This window comes from Paramesorhizobium endophyticum (genome assembly GCF_014640615.1).
Lineage (GTDB): Bacteria > Pseudomonadota > Alphaproteobacteria > Rhizobiales > Rhizobiaceae > Paramesorhizobium > Paramesorhizobium endophyticum.
On sequence record NZ_BMHH01000013.1, the window covers coordinates 68,980 to 84,158 of the forward strand.

General features: G+C 58.1%; 21 protein-coding genes. 18 read left to right on the forward strand and 3 right to left on the reverse strand.

All coding sequences use genetic code 11. The features are described from left to right. Positions 1 to 15 precede the first annotated feature (15 nt). The 3 genes from IEX53_RS15600 to IEX53_RS15610 are packed head-to-tail and all read left to right on the forward strand — an operon-like array spanning position 16 to position 3,970. Positions 16 to 2,796, forward strand: a complete 2,781-nt coding sequence (locus tag IEX53_RS15600; protein WP_188825106.1) for a phage tail tape measure protein — start codon at positions 16 to 18, stop codon at positions 2,794 to 2,796. 44 nt (positions 2,797 to 2,840) lie between these two features. Continuing rightward, entirely contained in the window at positions 2,841 to 3,404 is a 564-nt protein-coding gene (locus IEX53_RS15605; RefSeq protein WP_188825107.1) for a hypothetical protein, read from the forward strand. Next, complete coding sequence (locus IEX53_RS15610; protein ID WP_188825108.1) at positions 3,404 to 3,970, forward strand: hypothetical protein; 567 nt, start codon at positions 3,404 to 3,406, stop codon at positions 3,968 to 3,970. The genes IEX53_RS15605 and IEX53_RS15610 overlap by 1 nt, the downstream gene beginning before the upstream one ends. Before the next feature lie 2 nt (positions 3,971 to 3,972). Here the strand turns inward: IEX53_RS15610 and IEX53_RS15615 are convergent, their stop codons facing one another. Continuing rightward, positions 3,973 to 4,272 (reverse strand): hypothetical protein, encoded by a 300-nt coding sequence (locus IEX53_RS15615; protein WP_188825109.1) that lies wholly within the window; start codon positions 4,270 to 4,272, stop codon positions 3,973 to 3,975. Positions 4,273 to 4,338: 66 nt separating this feature from the next. Here IEX53_RS15615 and IEX53_RS15620 point away from each other — a divergent pair, with 66 nt between their 5' ends. The 13 genes from IEX53_RS15620 (at position 4,339) to IEX53_RS15680 (ending at position 12,437) form a co-directional block, all read left to right on the forward strand. Then, positions 4,339 to 4,731: a DUF6950 family protein gene (locus IEX53_RS15620; RefSeq protein ID WP_188825110.1), complete on the forward strand. Its 393-nt coding sequence runs from the start codon at positions 4,339 to 4,341 to the stop codon at positions 4,729 to 4,731. Beyond that, the gene (locus tag IEX53_RS15625) at positions 4,731 to 7,367 is read left to right on the forward strand and encodes a phage tail protein (protein WP_188825111.1); all 2,637 of its coding nucleotides are present in this window, start codon (positions 4,731 to 4,733) and stop codon (positions 7,365 to 7,367) included. The genes IEX53_RS15620 and IEX53_RS15625 overlap by 1 nt, the downstream gene beginning before the upstream one ends. Continuing rightward, positions 7,364 to 7,753: a hypothetical protein gene (locus IEX53_RS15630; RefSeq protein ID WP_188825112.1), complete on the forward strand. Its 390-nt coding sequence runs from the start codon at positions 7,364 to 7,366 to the stop codon at positions 7,751 to 7,753. The genes IEX53_RS15625 and IEX53_RS15630 overlap by 4 nt, the downstream gene beginning before the upstream one ends. Beyond that, complete coding sequence (locus IEX53_RS15635) at positions 7,750 to 8,139, forward strand: hypothetical protein (protein WP_188825113.1); 390 nt, start codon at positions 7,750 to 7,752, stop codon at positions 8,137 to 8,139. Before IEX53_RS15630 ends, IEX53_RS15635 begins: the two co-directional genes overlap by 4 nt. Position 8,140: 1 nt before the next feature. Next, positions 8,141 to 8,566 carry a hypothetical protein gene (locus tag IEX53_RS15640; protein ID WP_188825114.1) on the forward strand — a complete coding sequence of 142 codons (426 nt, stop codon included), beginning with the start codon at positions 8,141 to 8,143 and terminating at the stop codon, positions 8,564 to 8,566. Then, positions 8,563 to 8,961 (forward strand): hypothetical protein, encoded by a 399-nt coding sequence (locus IEX53_RS15645; RefSeq protein ID WP_188825115.1) that lies wholly within the window; start codon positions 8,563 to 8,565, stop codon positions 8,959 to 8,961. Before IEX53_RS15640 ends, IEX53_RS15645 begins: the two co-directional genes overlap by 4 nt. After that, positions 8,958 to 9,284: a hypothetical protein gene (locus IEX53_RS15650; RefSeq protein WP_188825116.1), complete on the forward strand. Its 327-nt coding sequence runs from the start codon at positions 8,958 to 8,960 to the stop codon at positions 9,282 to 9,284. The genes IEX53_RS15645 and IEX53_RS15650 overlap by 4 nt, the downstream gene beginning before the upstream one ends. 64 nt (positions 9,285 to 9,348) lie before the next feature. Further along, entirely contained in the window at positions 9,349 to 10,305 is a 957-nt protein-coding gene (locus IEX53_RS15655) for a hypothetical protein (protein ID WP_188825117.1), read from the forward strand. Continuing rightward, positions 10,305 to 10,631 carry a hypothetical protein gene (locus IEX53_RS15660; protein WP_188825118.1) on the forward strand — a complete coding sequence of 109 codons (327 nt, stop codon included), beginning with the start codon at positions 10,305 to 10,307 and terminating at the stop codon, positions 10,629 to 10,631. Before IEX53_RS15655 ends, IEX53_RS15660 begins: the two co-directional genes overlap by 1 nt. Next, positions 10,618 to 10,956 carry a hypothetical protein gene (locus tag IEX53_RS15665; RefSeq protein WP_188825119.1) on the forward strand — a complete coding sequence of 113 codons (339 nt, stop codon included), beginning with the start codon at positions 10,618 to 10,620 and terminating at the stop codon, positions 10,954 to 10,956. The genes IEX53_RS15660 and IEX53_RS15665 overlap by 14 nt, the downstream gene beginning before the upstream one ends. A gap of 69 nt (positions 10,957 to 11,025) precedes the next feature. Further along, a complete protein-coding gene (locus IEX53_RS15670) occupies positions 11,026 to 11,784 on the forward strand; it encodes a glycoside hydrolase family 108 protein (RefSeq protein WP_188825120.1) in 759 nt (252 codons plus the stop codon). Next, positions 11,784 to 12,056, forward strand: a complete 273-nt coding sequence (locus IEX53_RS15675) for a hypothetical protein (RefSeq protein ID WP_188825121.1) — start codon at positions 11,784 to 11,786, stop codon at positions 12,054 to 12,056. The genes IEX53_RS15670 and IEX53_RS15675 overlap by 1 nt, the downstream gene beginning before the upstream one ends. Positions 12,057 to 12,149: 93 nt before the next feature. After that, the gene (locus tag IEX53_RS15680; RefSeq protein WP_373288668.1) at positions 12,150 to 12,437 is read left to right on the forward strand and encodes a hypothetical protein; all 288 of its coding nucleotides are present in this window, start codon (positions 12,150 to 12,152) and stop codon (positions 12,435 to 12,437) included. A 352-nt stretch (positions 12,438 to 12,789) separates the two neighbouring features. Here IEX53_RS15680 and IEX53_RS15685 read toward each other — a convergent pair whose 3' ends face one another. Next, positions 12,790 to 13,212, reverse strand: a complete 423-nt coding sequence (locus IEX53_RS15685; protein WP_188825122.1) for a thermonuclease family protein — start codon at positions 13,210 to 13,212, stop codon at positions 12,790 to 12,792. Positions 13,213 to 13,352: 140 nt separating this feature from the next. Next, positions 13,353 to 13,514: a hypothetical protein gene (locus IEX53_RS15690; RefSeq protein WP_188825123.1), complete on the reverse strand. Its 162-nt coding sequence runs from the start codon at positions 13,512 to 13,514 to the stop codon at positions 13,353 to 13,355. Positions 13,515 to 13,625: 111 nt separating this feature from the next. On the opposite strand from IEX53_RS15690, the gene IEX53_RS15695 reads away from it, so the two are divergent. Both IEX53_RS15695 and IEX53_RS15700 read left to right on the forward strand, forming a co-directional pair. Continuing rightward, positions 13,626 to 14,288: a DedA family protein gene (locus tag IEX53_RS15695; RefSeq protein WP_188825124.1), complete on the forward strand. Its 663-nt coding sequence runs from the start codon at positions 13,626 to 13,628 to the stop codon at positions 14,286 to 14,288. A 190-nt stretch (positions 14,289 to 14,478) separates the two neighbouring features. Next, positions 14,479 to 15,045 (forward strand): NADPH-dependent FMN reductase, encoded by a 567-nt coding sequence (locus IEX53_RS15700; protein WP_188825125.1) that lies wholly within the window; start codon positions 14,479 to 14,481, stop codon positions 15,043 to 15,045. Positions 15,046 to 15,179: the final 134 nt, after the last annotated feature.

Below are 15,179 nucleotides of genomic sequence, written 5' to 3' on the forward strand. Positions count from 1 at the left end.
GCTATCGCACACCATATGAAAGGTAAAGCCATGGACGTTGCAGGTCTCGTCACGGTTCGGGTGAAGGCAGATCTGACTGAATTGGATCGCGGTCTAGCCGACGGTCGCAAGAAGTCAGAGGCATTTGGCCGTGAAGCGCCCCGTGCTTTTCGTGGCGTGGATTCCGCAGCGAAGGAAGCTGGGCGCAGCATCAAGGGCGTGGCGAGCCAAGCGGCGGTTGCCAATGACAATGTCCGCGTCATGGGGGCGTCGTCGCGTATTGCCGCCGCTGGAATGCGCCAGATGGCTTCCGCAGGAGCGGCTTTCGGCGTCGCGATGGCAGCGGCATTCTCATTAAGCCCCGCGTTCGCCTTCCAGGACGCACTTGCGGAGGTATCCACGCTCGTTGATACGGCAACGTTTGACATGCAGGGGCTGGAACAGGCCGCGCTCAAACAGGCCGCAGCATTTGGGGGTGGCGGCGCGCCGCAGGCGAAAGCCTTTTACCAGATCATCAGCGCAGGCGCGTCAAGCGCAGCGCAGGCCACCGATACTCTCACGGCTGCGAACCTTTTGGCTGTTGGAGGCGTGACCAGCGTCACCACGGCGGCCGACGGCCTAACCAGCGTTTTGAACGCATACGGCAGTAAGGTCGAAGGGGCTACGGCGGTTTCCGATGCGCTCTTTGTAGGCATGAGGGCTGGCAAGACCACAATCGGGGAACTCTCGTCCTCCCTCGGTCAAGTCGCGCCGCTGGCGGCACAAACCGGCGTTACCTTTGATGAACTAGTCGCCTCGATATCGGCGCTCACAAAAGGAGGTATTGCCACGTCGGAAGCCGTGACGGGCGTGAGAGCGATCCTGGCTGCCGTTGCAAAGCCGACGGTTGAAGCATCAAAGGCCGCAAATGCGCTTGGACTTGATTTTTCAGCGGCCGGACTTGCCTCGAAGGGCTTTGCTGGCTTCATTGGAGATATCCAGAAAAAGACTGGCGGGAGCACAGAGGCGCTGTCTCTGCTATTTGGTGGCGTCGAGGCGCTTGTTCCTATTATGGCTCTCTCTGGACAGGCTGGCGTCGATTTCACAGCAATCCTAGAGCAGATGGGCGACAAAGCCGGGGCGACGGCAGAAGCTTTCGCAAAAATGGAAGCGTCTCCCAGTTTTCAGGCTGGCCGCGTCTGGTCGGCACTTCAGTCGGAAATACTAGGATCGTCCAGCGCGCTTTCCGATGGGCTTGTCGTCGCAATGAAATTCACTGCCGACAACATGGGGCGGCTCGTTGGTGTAGTTAAGGTCGTCGGCGCCGCGCTTCTCGTCGCGTTCGCGCCAACCATTCTATCCATGATGGCTGCTGGTTTCGTTGCGATCGGGACTGCTGGCGTTGCAGCATTCACCGCGATCACTGTTGCCATTGCAGCAAATCCGTTGGGTGCCATCCTCGTCGCGATCACGACAATAATCACGGCGCTTTACGTCTTCCGGGACGATATCAAGGAGGTCTTTGGCGTTGATGTCGTGGCGACGGCAAAGGGCGCAGCCAATGCGGTTATCGGCGCATTCGTCGGCGGCTATCATGTCGTGATGGAGCAGTGGAGGAATTTGCCCACACTGTTCAGCGCCCTTGGCAAACAGGCATACAACAGCCTCGTCTCTGAATTCGAGAAGCCCGCGCTCGCAATCAATGGGATGACGATCATCCCGGGGCTCGATTTGTCTTCGATGAAAAGCGACCTGACGGACGCTGAAAAATCCTCATTGAGCGGCGCAACGGCAACGTTCAACAAGGATTTCAACCGCGATTATATAGGCGACCGCTTCGGCGGCGTTGCTGAAAGCGCCGGAAGCGCGGCGGCATCCATCGCCAAAGTAACGGATGCATCCACCAGCGCCGCGCTCGCCCTAGGTGAGACTGACAAAGCCGCGGCGAAAACCAAAAACAGCTATGATGAGATCGTTCGCAGCGCGAACCAGTTCATCGCGGCGCAGCAATTGGAGGCGAGCGTCATTGGGCTTACGGAACAGGCCGCCAGCCGCCTCCGGTTTGAACAAGACCTGCTCAACCAAGCGGCAAACGACAACATCAAACTCACGCCGAAGCAGAAGGAAGAGTTGATGGGTCTCGCTGCTGGCATGGCGGCGGCTGAGGCAGAAACCAAGCGCCTCACCGATGCCTATGATTTCCAGAAGGACGTTTTGAAGGGCGTATTCTCTGATTTCCGAAGCGCGTTGGACGATGGAAAGCTCTCCTGGCAGGATCTGGGCAATGTCGCGATCAGCGTTTTGGACAAAATCACAGACAAACTGCTCAATGATGTCATCGACGCAATCATGCAGGTGAACGGCGCGGGAAGTGGCGGGGGCGGCTTCCTATCTAGCCTTCTCGGCATGTTCGGCGGTGGCGGGGGCGGCGCTGTTGATCCATGGGCAGGTATGCGCATGGCGAACGGCGGCGCTTTCTCTGGCGGCAATGTCATTCCATTCGCCACCGGTGGCATCGTTGGTAGCCCCACGCAATTCCCCATGTCAGGCGGTCGCACCGGACTGATGGGTGAGGCGGGACCGGAAGGCATTCTCCCGCTTCGCAGGAACAGCGCCGGACAACTTGGCGTCATGGCGTCGGGCGCGTCCAATAATAATCAACCACAAAGCACACACGTCACCGTTGGCGTGTCTGTCGATAACAATGGCAATCTGCAAGCCTTTGTGAAAAGCGTCGCACGGGGGGAATCGCAAGCCGCGATCAAATCCTACGATAAAACCGGCGCTATGCGGATCAGGCGAGATTCGCAGCAAGCCGGACGCCGGGGGATTGCCTGATGGTAAGTTTGCCTGATGTCCTCTACCGGCTCGGACGCCCAATCTTGAACGATCAGGTTTCCGTGTCCCGATACGGCGAGAAAGCCATCGCATTCGTGGAGTACGGCGATTCCTTTTGGACCGTCGATATTGAAACGGCGCCGCTCTATGACGCTGATCTCGCGAAAGTCGAAGCCTTCATTTCGCTGGTCAGGCGCGGCCATCTAACGGTCGTGTTCAACCCGCTCGATAAAACGGTGCCCCAAGCATATTGGGACAACCCCAACAGCCCCATTGTCAGCGCGACAGGGACGATGGGGGCTGTGACGAATGGGCGAACGGTTGTCATCCAGAACGTCTCTCCGGGCCTGATACTGATGCCGGGAGACCGGATTTCATTCGCGACCGGCGCTTATCGCCAGATGGTGAGGATCACCGCTGGCGCGACTGCGGTAAGCACGCAACTCACAGTGACGGTTGATCCGCCCGTCATGAGCTTCATCGTGCCCGGGGCGACCGTTCGGTTCAAAAACCCGGAGATGAATACCCGGATGATTCCGGGATCGTACAAGCTGGGTGACGAGCGATATCCAACGGTCAGTTTCCAGCTTATCGAGGTTCCGCAATAATGGCTTTTCCTCCCCGCCTACAGCAGCTCCTCGTGGAAGGGCGCGTCGTCGTGCGCTCGCTTGGCGACTTCCTATTCGGAACTGGAGCCTGGTACATGTGGAACGGCGCCAGCGAGCTTGTCTGGAACGGCCACACCTATATCCCGAACCAGCTTATCTCAGTCGATGAGCCTGGATACCAGACCGGAACGGCGGCGCTTCCGATCACCATGAAGATGCCAACGGCGGCGGATTTCGGCGTCACGCCTGACAAGCTCGCCCAGATTGAAAGCCTCGACTACAAGGGCAAACCCGTCATCCTCTACGACGCCTATTTTGATCCAGACACGCGGGCTTTGCTCCACGTCGAGCCGATGTACCGCGGCTATATCGATACCATCGACCACAAGCTCGACAACGGCGAATTCTATCTCAGCGCCAACATCGAAACAGCGGCGCTTGAAAACCACCGGGACGGCTACCGCTCCGCCTCCCATGAGGACCAGCAACTGGTTTCGCCTGACGACAAGTTTTTCGAATACGCCTCCGTCATCAAGCGCGAAAACTTCAACATCACGGCACCCTGAATTCAACCCATGTCCGGGAGAAGCGATGATGCAAAATCCTCTGACTGAACACGAAGCTCTCGTGCTGTCTTGCCTTCACACTTTGCAAGTACGGCGCGTAGCTGATCCAAAGCTTTATTCAGAAGAATCTCTTCGATCTGCCCGAGGGTTGTATCGGCGTGGATTGATACCCGAAGAGAAACTGAAACTCCTTGAAGAACATCGAGTTCGCCCACGGCATCGGGCAGGTTGAATTCGACTTTCGCGCCAACCAGATCGCTGTCCGCGTCGAACTTGGTGATATCCTGGACCGTGAATTCCATGGCGCCCTCCGCTGTTTACCCCTATCAGCGCAGCTAACCTCGCGGCGCACGGTTAAGGCAATACACATGAAACATCTGGATTGGGAAAAACGCCTCGTCGTGGTGACGGAGCGCCATCTCCGCACGCCTTGCGTCTGGGGCGAGAGCGATTGTTTGCTGACTGTTGCGGACGCCATCGAGGCGATGACAGGGACGGACTATGCCGCCGACATCCGCGGCAAATACAAATCCAAGACCGGCGCCTACCGGCTGATCAAGAAATTGGGGCATGCCGATCTGGCGTCCGTGCTTGCCGGCCATTTTGAAGAAATCCCGCAAGCCATAGCCATGCGCGGCGATGTGGGCATCTACGACAGCACCGCCGGCTATTTCACCGAATACGGTTTCGCCCTGAAGGCCGATGACGGGTTGCGCTTCATCCCCCGCACGATGGCTACCAAGGCTTTCAAGGTCACCTGATGAAATACATCATTGTTGTGCTTTTTGCGCTGCTGGCGACGCCTGCGGCGGCGGATCCTGTTTCGATTGTTGTCGGGATCGGCAGCGCCGCATCGTGGCTGTTCGGCGGGACAGTCCTTGCGAATATCGTTCTCGGCGGACTCGCCGCGGCGGCGAAATATGCTCTGACATCGATCTTCGCGGAGAAGCCTAAAGCACAGGCATCCAAGACCGAGACGCAATATGGCGAAAACCTCGCCCGTGAAGTCGGCATGGGCACCTATGGCACGATGGGCCATCACGTCTACCGGAACGCCTTCGGCAAGGGCAACCGGATGGTGCAGGATGTGTTCATCGTCTCGAATTTCAGGACGATGGGTCTTAATCGCGTCCAGATGGACGGCGAATGGAAGAATCTCGCCCCGAACGAAGAGACGAAATACGGTGACAAATGGGGCCGTAAGGTTCTCGATGTGCATGAGGGCGGCGAAGTCTGGGTGCGCCATTATACCGGTCGGATGGATCAAAGTGCCGATCCGCAACTGATCGCCCATGCCAACCCGGCAGGCCGCTGGACCGCCGATCACCGCGGCGCTGGCATCTCCTATGTTGTCGTCACATCGAGGATGGAGGCCGACAATCTAACTTCTGTGCCGGGCCTCATGTTCGAGATCCGCGGCGCGCCGCTTTACGATCCGCGCAAGGATACGACCGTCGGTGGTTCCGGCGCGCATCGCTGGAACAATCAGGATACTTGGGAGTATTCCGACAACAATGCCGTGATGATGTATAATTTGGAACGCGGCATCTACAACGGCACGGAACTCATGGTTGGCCGGGGTGCGGCGGCAAGCAGCCTTCCGCTCGATTTCTGGTTCACCGCCATGAACATCTGCGACGAAGGCATGCCGGACGGCAGCAAGCGCTATACCGCTGCCCTGATTGCATCCTCGGGCGATGGCGTCACCCACGACAGTAACATGACCCCGCTCAGGGAAGGTTGCGCCGGGTCTTGGGTGGAATCGGTCACTGGCGAATATCCGATCGTCGGAGCAAATCAGGCGGTGGTCGCCACGTTCACCGACGACGACATCAACTTTGACAAGCCGTTCTCGCTGTCGCTGTATCGTCCAACATCGGAATTGGTAAACACGGTTGCCGGCACCTACGTCAGCGCCGATGCCTTTTATGAGACTGTACCGCTCGCCACCCGCATTGACGCGATTGCCTTGGCACAAGATGGTGAGCGCAAGGCGTCAAAGGTGTCGTACACCGCCGTCACAGACCATAGGGTAGGGGACCGGCTGGCTGATATCGCCATTCGAGCATCGCGCTATCAGGCAAACGCAAATCTCTGCATCCATCCCAAATTTCTGGAGGTGAAGGTTGGGCAGTGGATAAGCTGGCAATCCGATCGGTACAATTTCACCAAATCGTTTCAGGTGCTCACCAAGTCGCTTGGGGCCTTGGGCGCTGACGGAACGCGCGATGTGACCGTGACCTTGCAAGAGGTCGGAGACGGCATCTTTGACCCAACTGCCTATGTGACCAACCCGCCAATCCCGACGCCCGTGGGTGACCCTGATTACCTTGCTGAAGTCCAAGGGTTCGACGTGCTCCCGAACAAGATCATCGGTTCGACAGGGCAACAACTGCCCGGCGCTCGCCTGATCTGGGACCTGATAACGGATTTGAGCGTTGCCGGCGTTGATATCCAGTATGTGCCGGTGAGCGACACGACGCAGGTGTTTACGCATTACGCCACGGCGGATGTGACGGTCGTACAGCTTGTCGAAGGTCTGACCAGTCTGACCGACTGGGAAGTGCGTACGCGTCTCAGGGTCGCCAGCGGCACGCGGCCCGTCGCCTGGTCGGCATGGAAGCGGTTCACGACGCTCGATACAGGCGGTGAAGAAAGCCCGGTCGATTATGCTGATCTCGACACCGCCCTAAAAGGCTATGTCGACTGGATCGGCCCGCAAGTGCGCGAGTTGATCCGGCAGGCAGAAGAGCAGGCCACGCACACGGCAGACAATCACAACAGCGCCTATCTTGATCGTCAGTCGATCCGGCGCGAGGTTGGGAGCACATTCGGAAAAGCGAGGGCGGAATGGCGCGAGGACATCTATGTCGCGACCGGGCCGAACAGCACCATCGTGCAGCAGTTGGTCACATTCAACTCGGCCCTCCTTACCGCTGAAGGCCAGATCGCCGCGCAATCCGCGATTACCAATTTACTTCAGACCCGAGTTGACGGGATTGGAACCGACATAACCGCCATTTCCAATGCCGTGCTCGATCTCAACGCATCGAAAGATGGGACACTGGCCGGCGCGACATTCCGCATGGAAACTGTTGCGGCACCGAGTGGCTTTTCCTCCCGTATCGCGATGTATGGCCGCGTCGGTTCTGGTGATACCTGGAAGCAGGCCGGCTGGTTTATCGACGTGAACAACAACACGAGCCGGGTATCCGTCATTGCTGACCAGTTCAGCGTATCAGACGGAACAAATGCCGTGGCTCCGTTCGTCATCCAGAACGGGGTGGTGACGCTCAACCTTGCGAATATCGGGCAGTTTAGAGCTGGGATAGGAACGTCCCCTGATGGTCGTTTCAAAATCGACTTTTCAGCCGGTTCAATCGAGTGGTTCCAATGAGTTTAGGTTTTTTGAAAGACGTGAATGGCATCAAGCGGCTTCGGATCGTGAAGCCGGGGTACGACGCCAACAACCTCAATCTGCCGGTAAACGCGGTTGTCTTCGACAGCGTTTACCCGTCGAACCTCGTCATTTACGATAGTGGTGTCGCAACCGTATCAACCGCTGGAACTGACACGAGAATTGTTTCGTGGCCCGACCCTGGTTATGTTCCGATGACCCTCCTCATGGCCAAATCTTCCAGCGGCGGCTGGTGGTATAGCGTGGTACCGTGGACCAGTAACAACCCAGTCGCCAGCGTGCGCGCCGATGGCATCCTCCTCACCACGGGGTCGTTTAACTTGCCGGTAGATATCTCCTATTTCGCCTTCAGGGTGGCGGCATGATCAAGCGTGGGAAACTCAATCTGGGGCAGGGGATATTTCGTGTCTCGGTCCCTAATGTGGACGTGGATACGGCAACGCAGGCACAATTGCTTTTGGATGAGCGGGTTGTGTATCCGCAAGTCATCCAAAGCATTTTTGTGCCGTTTGACTCTGCTCAGCCAGCGCGAACCGTCCCAATCATCAATCTTGGCTTCGTGCCGCGCCTGTATGCTTTCGGTCGCTATGACGGCGAGGACAACCGTTCGTTCCCGGCGAAGGCCTTCTATAGCAGCAATGGTGGCATCCAAAACCACTTCTTCGTGGCCGTCGATGCAACCACACTTTACATCAATTTTCCGGTCCCGAATTCGGTTCGCGGCGCGCAAGTCATCACGATGAGGCCGTGAAATGACCATCGCACGGATCAACGCAACGGGCGTCTATCTGGCCAAGCCGGGAAGGCAGATCGAGGAGGGCGAAGCGGCACTAGCGTTTTCCCCCGCCGGGGCGCAGCAGCCGATCTACGATAGGGGTGTGGTGTCGTTTCAGGCTTACAACCAGGGCGGCCCGATGCCGACTAGCTATAATCGCGCCGTGGTGAATTTCCCGGCACCGTTTAGCGCGCCGCCCCTTTGCTACTGTATGGGGATTCGATCCAATGGCGCGCGCGAAGCTGCGTTCACCATGCAACTTGGAACATCGGGGAGCACAGCATTCCGTGAGCCGGCCATATGGTGGCAGAGCACGACGACAGCGCTCTACATCTACTGTCTTTGGACTTTGCAGACCGTTCCATCAGCATCCTTCGTCGTCACCTACAACGAGGCATCATGATTATCGTCCATAATTCCGAGGGGCGTATCCAGTGGATATCGCTCAACACCGATGTTGATGCATATACGGCCAATCTACGGCAGCAGGGCTATCAATGCATCGTCCATGATGTAGACGCGGACCCGATGCGCATATCGCAAAATTACTATGTGGTCGCAGGCTGCCTTACGGCTCGTCCTGCTATCACCATATCGCGCACCGAAATCCAGGCAGATGGAAAGGAGAACGCCATCATCTCTGGCATCCCGGATGGCGCAACCGTCACCATCGACGGAGAAGGCTATGAGGTATCCGGCGGCGCGCTGGAATTCACCGCCGACAATACGGGTACCTATCGCATCAGCATTGACGCATGGCCCACGCTGCCATTTTCGATGGAGGTAACCGCTCGATGAAAATCACCTTGAAAAAGGACATGGATAAGGAGCGGAAAGCGGCGCGCGCTCATCTGGATGAGTTGTTTGCGCCGCGCATCGAGGCCGCTCTTGGGCCAAAGGCCGCGCTGTACGCCGTGAAATATGCGGCGGCGCTGGCCGGATGCGGGGGATGGTCAACACCTTTGGTTCCCCATGCGGCGGAAGCAGCGATCATCATCGAAAAGCACCATGAAATGCATAAGGGGTTGGCCTTGATCGAGGCGGAACGGCAAGCCCTGCAAGCCGAGATCGATTCCGCCGACAACTGCATCCAACTGCAAGCCATTCTCCAGCGCGTATAGCGCTAACTCACCCGCCAATGAACCCCACCTCTACACAATCCGCGCCCAGCGGGAAGGAGAACGCATGGCCGTTTTGCCCGACTACACGAGCGGGACGATCACGCTCGCCAACGGATCGACAGCCGTCACCGGCACCGGCACCATGTTCCAGACGGCCGCATTCAGGGCCGGGGACACGCTGCAAATCCAGAATTTGACGGCGGTAATCGCGAGCGTCGACTCCAACACGAAATTGACGCTGACAGTCCCATGGACCGGCACGAGCCTAACAAACGCGCCTTATCGTGCTCGATACTTGCCAGACGGCGCGCGTGTCACCGCTGAAACAACGACGCTGATCGAACTGCTCGGCAACGGCAACCTCGAAGCCCTCGCCGCCCTGACACTTGCCGAAGGCAGTTATCTCCGCGCCACCGGCCCTGGCGCCATGGAAGCCGTTGATGGCAAAAACCTCGATGCGCTGCGCTCTCTGTCGCTGGTTGCTGATAAGCTCCCATATGCCAGCGCGCAGGATACTCTCGATCTGACGGACTTTACGGCATCGGCACGCGCGCTCATCAATCTTAGCGGTACCGCCGCCAATGGTACTATCCCTGTCATCACCGGCACTGGCGCATCTGCTGTGCGCCCCATCGTCGGCACGGTGTCGCAGGTGGGTGGTATCCCCACGGGTGCATTGTTTGAGGTCGGCAGTAATGCCAATGGATCGTATCTCCGGCTCCCCGGTGGATGGCAGGTGTGCTTGTATACCATCACGATGCCGGCACAGGCTATAAATACAAGTGTCGCGGTCCCGTGGACCTATCCGGCAGCGTTTGTCGTCAAGCCATATCTCAAATACTCGGTCAACTACCCGGCAGCGGTCGCCAGCGATGTCGGCACCCAGGCTGACAATGGGGTCTATTGGGAGGCCCCGCCTGATACGGGGGCGGCGTACGCCGCACTGACGAGCTTTTCCTATCGATCCGCAGTCATCGGCCCCGTAGTTTACACCGTCACCGCAGAGGGGAGGTGGTACTGATGCGCATATCCTTATCCCCGCAGTATCGGGCCGACACGCTCACCGTGGTCAGATCCGGAGATGTCCTAACCATCAGCGGTGAGCCTTATGATTTTTCGAGCCTGCCAGATGGCGCGACCATACCGGCAGGCACGATCCCTTGTAAATTTATCGTCGGCCCTGTGGAGCGTATCGACGGTGAGATCAACCTGACGCTGCTCTTACCGCATGGGGCTAGCCCGTCGCAGGCGGTGGCCTATCCAGAGCCTATTACAGTAACGGCAGATGGTCCGGTTGCCATTCCGCACGACCCAGAGCCGGAGGATAATACCGATGTGGACGCCTGATCCCTCCACCATCATCACCGCCGAGGCCAAACAGGCGCAGGCTATGACGGCGATGGTCAGCACCTACCGCGCGGCGATCCAGTCGCTCATCGACGCGAGGGCGATGGAAAAGCAGTATGACAGCGGCGCTACCCTCGCCAGCTACGTCAACTCGACCGTGCCGCAGTGGGCCGCAGAGGCTAATGCCTTTGTCGCCTGGCGCGATCAGGTCTGGGCCTATGCGCTGGCCGAGCTCGATAAGGTGCAGGCCGGGGAGCGCGGGCAGCCGACCGTTGAGGCGTTTTTGGCGGAGTTACCGGTGTTTGAGTGGCCCGACGCCGCGTAAGCATCCCCAACAATCTGACCAACTATGCCGCCCTCTGAGGTGGTTTTTTCATTGCCGAAAGGAAACATCATGGACCGCAATTTCGAGCGGGCGCTTTCGTGCGTCCTGAAACACGAGGGCGGCTGGGCCGACAATCCCGCCGATCCGGGCGGCGCAACCATGAAAGGCGTCACGCTGGCGACCTTTCGCCGCTATGTGAAGCCGAATGCGACAAAGGCCGATCTGCGCAAGATCACCGATGCGCAGCTTTCGACCATCTACCGCCGCCATTACTGGGACGCCGTAGCGGGCGCTGAATTGCCGGATGGCGTGGATTATGCCGTGTTCGATTTCGCGGTGAACAGCGGTCCGTCTCGGGCGGCGAAATATCTTCAAGCCGTGGCTGGCGTGACGCAGGATGGCAAAATCGGCCCGGCCACGCTCAAGGCGGTGCGCGCCAAGGCTCATGCGTCCGTCATTCACGAGCTTTGCGACAATCGGCTAGCCTTCCTGCAACGCCTCGACACGTGGAAGACATTCGGCAAAGGTTGGTCATCGCGTGTCCTGGGCGTTCGCACGGAAGCCTTGAGGATGGCCGCGCCCGGCTCGGATATTCCGAACCCGGCACCGTTGAAGGCTATCCCTGTCACTAAGAAGCAGGCCGCGAAGGACGTTGCCAAATCCAAGCGCTTTTGGACATGGCTCGCCACGGGCGCGGCAACCCCGCTTGCAGCATTCGGCGCGCTCGATTGGCGGGTGCAGCTTGCGCTCGTCGTCGTCGTCGTCGGCTTCTCGGTCTATGCGATTTCGGCCATGCCGCAGGTGCGCAAGGCTTTAGGGCTGACGTGATGCTGGCCCTCCTCAAATATTGGCAGATCGGCGCAGGGGCGGCGGTGGGCGCGTTGCTCGCTGCCGGTCCTGTCTATCTCTACGGCGCTGCGCATGGCCGTCAGCAAGCGGCTTTGTCGGCAGCAGAGGCAACGGTAGCGGCTATCTCGAAAAGGGGCGATGTGGATGAAAAGATTATTGGCATGGACGGCTATCGCCTCTGCCTTGAGCTTGGTGGTGGGATGCCAGAGTGCGCCGACCAATTGCGCCGGGTGGAAGCGGATAAGCCTTAAGCCCGCGACGGCGGTCTATCTCGCGGGCAATGACACCACGGCAGGGCAGGGGATTGCCGGACATAATGCCTATGGCAAAGCGGCGGGGTGCTGGTGATGCTACCGGAAACAGACCTTCCATCTCGGATGGGCGCGGTAGAACTGCACCTCACCTCATTGCTGCCGCGTGTCACAGCGCTGGAGCAATGGCAACGTCAATCGGAAATCGCTGACGCGCGCACCGATGAGAAATGGAAGAACGTGGACAAGCGATTTGACGACCTCGACAAGAAAATTGAGAAGGTGAGCGGCATTCTATCAAAGATAATGTGGCTGATCATATCGGGCCTCATCACCGCCTTTGTGGTGTTTCTCATTGGCGGCGGATTAAAACCATTATAAATTCTCGAAAATAATTAAAATTGCAAGCTTAACCACGATTACTAAAATAGAAAATACGCATATTGCTTTCGCAACCTCCTGCAACTCTAAATACAGTTGTAAAGAAAATTTGGGGAAGCGGGATGAGTCATACGGACGATGATAAGGCATGTCTATCATACATTGCCGACATACTTCGCGAATTATTTAAGTTGGTGGATCAGAAGAAGCACTTCTGGGTTGCCTGCACAATCGGCTTGGCAATTTCAGCTGTCGAGAAAGCCCTCCGAAAGGAAGGAGGAAATCTTAAGTCAACACCAACCATTAGGTTGGTGATTGACAATACCGAATGATGAAACCGGAAGGCGGCGTGTTACTCACACCAACTGCGCCGCTTGCCACCCCACGGCCGGGCCAACATCTCAGATATAAGCGCCTCACCCACATCCTTACCATTGACGGTTATCGTCGCCAGCGTGCGACCGTAGCGGTCCTTGATGCGGCCTGAGTCGGGATCGCCGCGCTTGATGACAGGCTCGCCGGCCGCGAGCAACTCCGCGAGGCGGCGCTTGGCTACCAGTCCAAGCCTGCGCTCGGCATCGCATTTCGGGCGGCTGATTTCCGGTGCGTCGACGTTGGCGATGCGGATGCGCTCACGGTTCACGGTGATGGTGTCGCCGTCGATGACGCATGCGCCGCGCGCGACGGCAGTGCATGACCCGGCGCTGGCGTCGTGGGTATAGACAACAGCGGACAGGACGGATAAAAAGGCGGCAGAAATTGGTTTCCAATTCACGATATGTTCCCGTGTTTTTAGAGGGGAATCAGATGGGTCATTGGAAACCGGGATAGCGGAATTGCAATGCCTCCGCCGATCTTTCGATTACTCTTAATCAGCGGGTCACAGGTTCGATCCCTGTCGCACCCACCATTTCCTCAACGTGATGCGCAGATTTCATAAGTGCCGGTTTCCAGCAGGTTGGAAACGATAGCGTTTTTACGTTTCTTCCTTGCCGCCGCCGTAATCGCTTGCCATATGTCGGGGGGCGGCAATCTGTCATCAATATTTGATCCTTGCCTGCCACAATTGCGGCGCATGATGTTATCCAGAGATCGATGGCGTTTTGGGATCATGCGTTGGAAGACGACTGCTGAACAGTTCCTTAAACTCTGTCAGCTATGGCTCTATTGGGGTGGATTGGGAACTGAATGGAAAGTTTTCTGGGCGATCTGGGGCATTTCATCTCGGCGCATGGCGCATGGGCCGGGCCGATTGTCGGGCTAATCGCGTTTGGCGAGTCGCTGGCGATTCTCGGCATGTTCGTCCCGGCGACGCCGATCATGCTTCTGATCGGCGGCTTGATCGGAGCCGGCATCATAGAGCCTTTCTCCGTCATCCTCGGGGCCATCATCGGCGCTGTCATCGGCGATATCATTTCCTATCTGCTCGGCTGGTGGGTCGGGCGCAGCATCGTCCATAAATGGCCGCTCAACAGGCATCGTCAGGGCGTGGCGCGGGCGCGGCTCTATTTCCGCCGCTATGGTTTCGCCGCCGTGTTCTTCGGGCGTTTCTTCGGTCCCATCCGCTGTACGGTCCCGCTGGTGGCGGGCATGATGTCGATGGACCAGAAGCGCTTCCAGACAGCCAATGTGCTTTCCGCCGCCGTCTGGGCGCCGCTGATGTTCGCGCCGGGCTGGCTCGCGGGGAAGGGCGCCGGAGTCTTCGCCAATATGGATAGCACTCATTTGATGTGGCTCACGATTGCCGCAACGGTCGTCGCTCTTATCGCCACGGTCGTCGGCGTCCGCTTCTTCAAAGCCCGCCCGCGCCGCGAGCGCAGACGTCGGCCGCAGATTTCGCCGGCGGAGTGAAGGGAAAGGGGGATTAGGCAGCATGTTTCGGCGTTTGCCGGCGACTGCTGTCGCAAGCCCACTGCCCTCCATTCACATTCACCTGAACTCGTCCTTATTTCTCCCGGTTACATTTTAGTGCCTTCTTGTCCGTTTTTTTGCGCGTGGTTATCTCGCTCGTGAAATCCCACAAACGGACAAGGACTGCCGGATGAAACCCAAGCTTCATATCATTATCTGTTCCACCCGACCGGGCCGCATGGGGCCGAAGATCGCCGAATGGTTCCATGGCTTCGCGCAGAAGCATGGCAAGTTCGATGCGGAGCTCGTGGATCTCGCGGATTTCGCGCTGCCTGTTTTCGACGAGCCGAACCACCCGCGTCTGAAGCAATATGAAAACCCGCATACCAAGGCCTGGAGCGCCAGCGTCGAGGCGGCGGATGCCTTCGTCTTCGTGACGCCGGAATATAATTATTCGCCGCCGCCGTCCTTCGTGAACGCCATCACCTACCTCTCGTCGGAATGGAGCTACAAGGCGGCCGCGATCTTGAGCTATGCCTTTGTCTCCGGCGGCACGCGTGCTGCGCAGGTTGCCCGGCTGCACCTCGCCAATATGAAGATGGTGCCGCTCCAGGAAGGGATCGCCGTGCCCGGCTTCCCGCAGTTCATCGGCGAGGATGGCGTGTTCCGGCCAAATGAGCTGATCGAGGCGAGCGCGACGACGGTGCTCGACGAGCTCGAGCGCTGGAATACGGGCCTCAAGGTCATCCGCGGCTGATTTTCATTACGCCTGCATTACGGAGCCGCTCTGGTTATGCCAGGGCGGCTTTTTGCACGGCGGGGTGTGGCATTTCTGCCGCAATCACGAAATATATACCATTTTCATAAACCATGAGCCTTATCTGCTTATTG

Excerpts from the sequence above, each read along its gene's own strand:
- IEX53_RS15600 (WP_188825106.1), top strand. The coding sequence starts at position 16 with ATGAAAGGTAAAGCCATGGACGTTGCAGGTCTCGTCACGGTTCGGGTG.
- IEX53_RS15635 (WP_188825113.1), top strand. The coding sequence starts at position 7,750 with ATGATCAAGCGTGGGAAACTCAATCTGGGGCAGGGGATATTTCGTGTC.
- IEX53_RS15620 (WP_188825110.1), top strand. The coding sequence starts at position 4,339 with ATGAAACATCTGGATTGGGAAAAACGCCTCGTCGTGGTGACGGAGCGC.
- IEX53_RS15630 (WP_188825112.1), top strand. The coding sequence starts at position 7,364 with ATGAGTTTAGGTTTTTTGAAAGACGTGAATGGCATCAAGCGGCTTCGG.
- IEX53_RS15655 (WP_188825117.1), top strand. The coding sequence starts at position 9,349 with ATGGCCGTTTTGCCCGACTACACGAGCGGGACGATCACGCTCGCCAAC.
- IEX53_RS15665 (WP_188825119.1), top strand. The coding sequence starts at position 10,618 with ATGTGGACGCCTGATCCCTCCACCATCATCACCGCCGAGGCCAAACAG.
- IEX53_RS15615 (WP_188825109.1), bottom strand. The coding sequence starts at position 4,272 with ATGGAATTCACGGTCCAGGATATCACCAAGTTCGACGCGGACAGCGAT.
- IEX53_RS15625 (WP_188825111.1), top strand. The coding sequence starts at position 4,731 with ATGAAATACATCATTGTTGTGCTTTTTGCGCTGCTGGCGACGCCTGCG.
- IEX53_RS15670 (WP_188825120.1), top strand. The coding sequence starts at position 11,026 with ATGGACCGCAATTTCGAGCGGGCGCTTTCGTGCGTCCTGAAACACGAG.
- IEX53_RS15690 (WP_188825123.1), bottom strand. The coding sequence starts at position 13,514 with ATGCGCCGCAATTGTGGCAGGCAAGGATCAAATATTGATGACAGATTG.
- IEX53_RS15700 (WP_188825125.1), top strand. The coding sequence starts at position 14,479 with ATGAAACCCAAGCTTCATATCATTATCTGTTCCACCCGACCGGGCCGC.
- IEX53_RS15650 (WP_188825116.1), top strand. The coding sequence starts at position 8,958 with ATGAAAATCACCTTGAAAAAGGACATGGATAAGGAGCGGAAAGCGGCG.
- IEX53_RS15660 (WP_188825118.1), top strand. The coding sequence starts at position 10,305 with ATGCGCATATCCTTATCCCCGCAGTATCGGGCCGACACGCTCACCGTG.
- IEX53_RS15640 (WP_188825114.1), top strand. The coding sequence starts at position 8,141 with ATGACCATCGCACGGATCAACGCAACGGGCGTCTATCTGGCCAAGCCG.
- IEX53_RS15610 (WP_188825108.1), top strand. The coding sequence starts at position 3,404 with ATGGCTTTTCCTCCCCGCCTACAGCAGCTCCTCGTGGAAGGGCGCGTC.
- IEX53_RS15695 (WP_188825124.1), top strand. The coding sequence starts at position 13,626 with ATGGAAAGTTTTCTGGGCGATCTGGGGCATTTCATCTCGGCGCATGGC.
- IEX53_RS15645 (WP_188825115.1), top strand. The coding sequence starts at position 8,563 with ATGATTATCGTCCATAATTCCGAGGGGCGTATCCAGTGGATATCGCTC.
- IEX53_RS15675 (WP_188825121.1), top strand. The coding sequence starts at position 11,784 with ATGCTGGCCCTCCTCAAATATTGGCAGATCGGCGCAGGGGCGGCGGTG.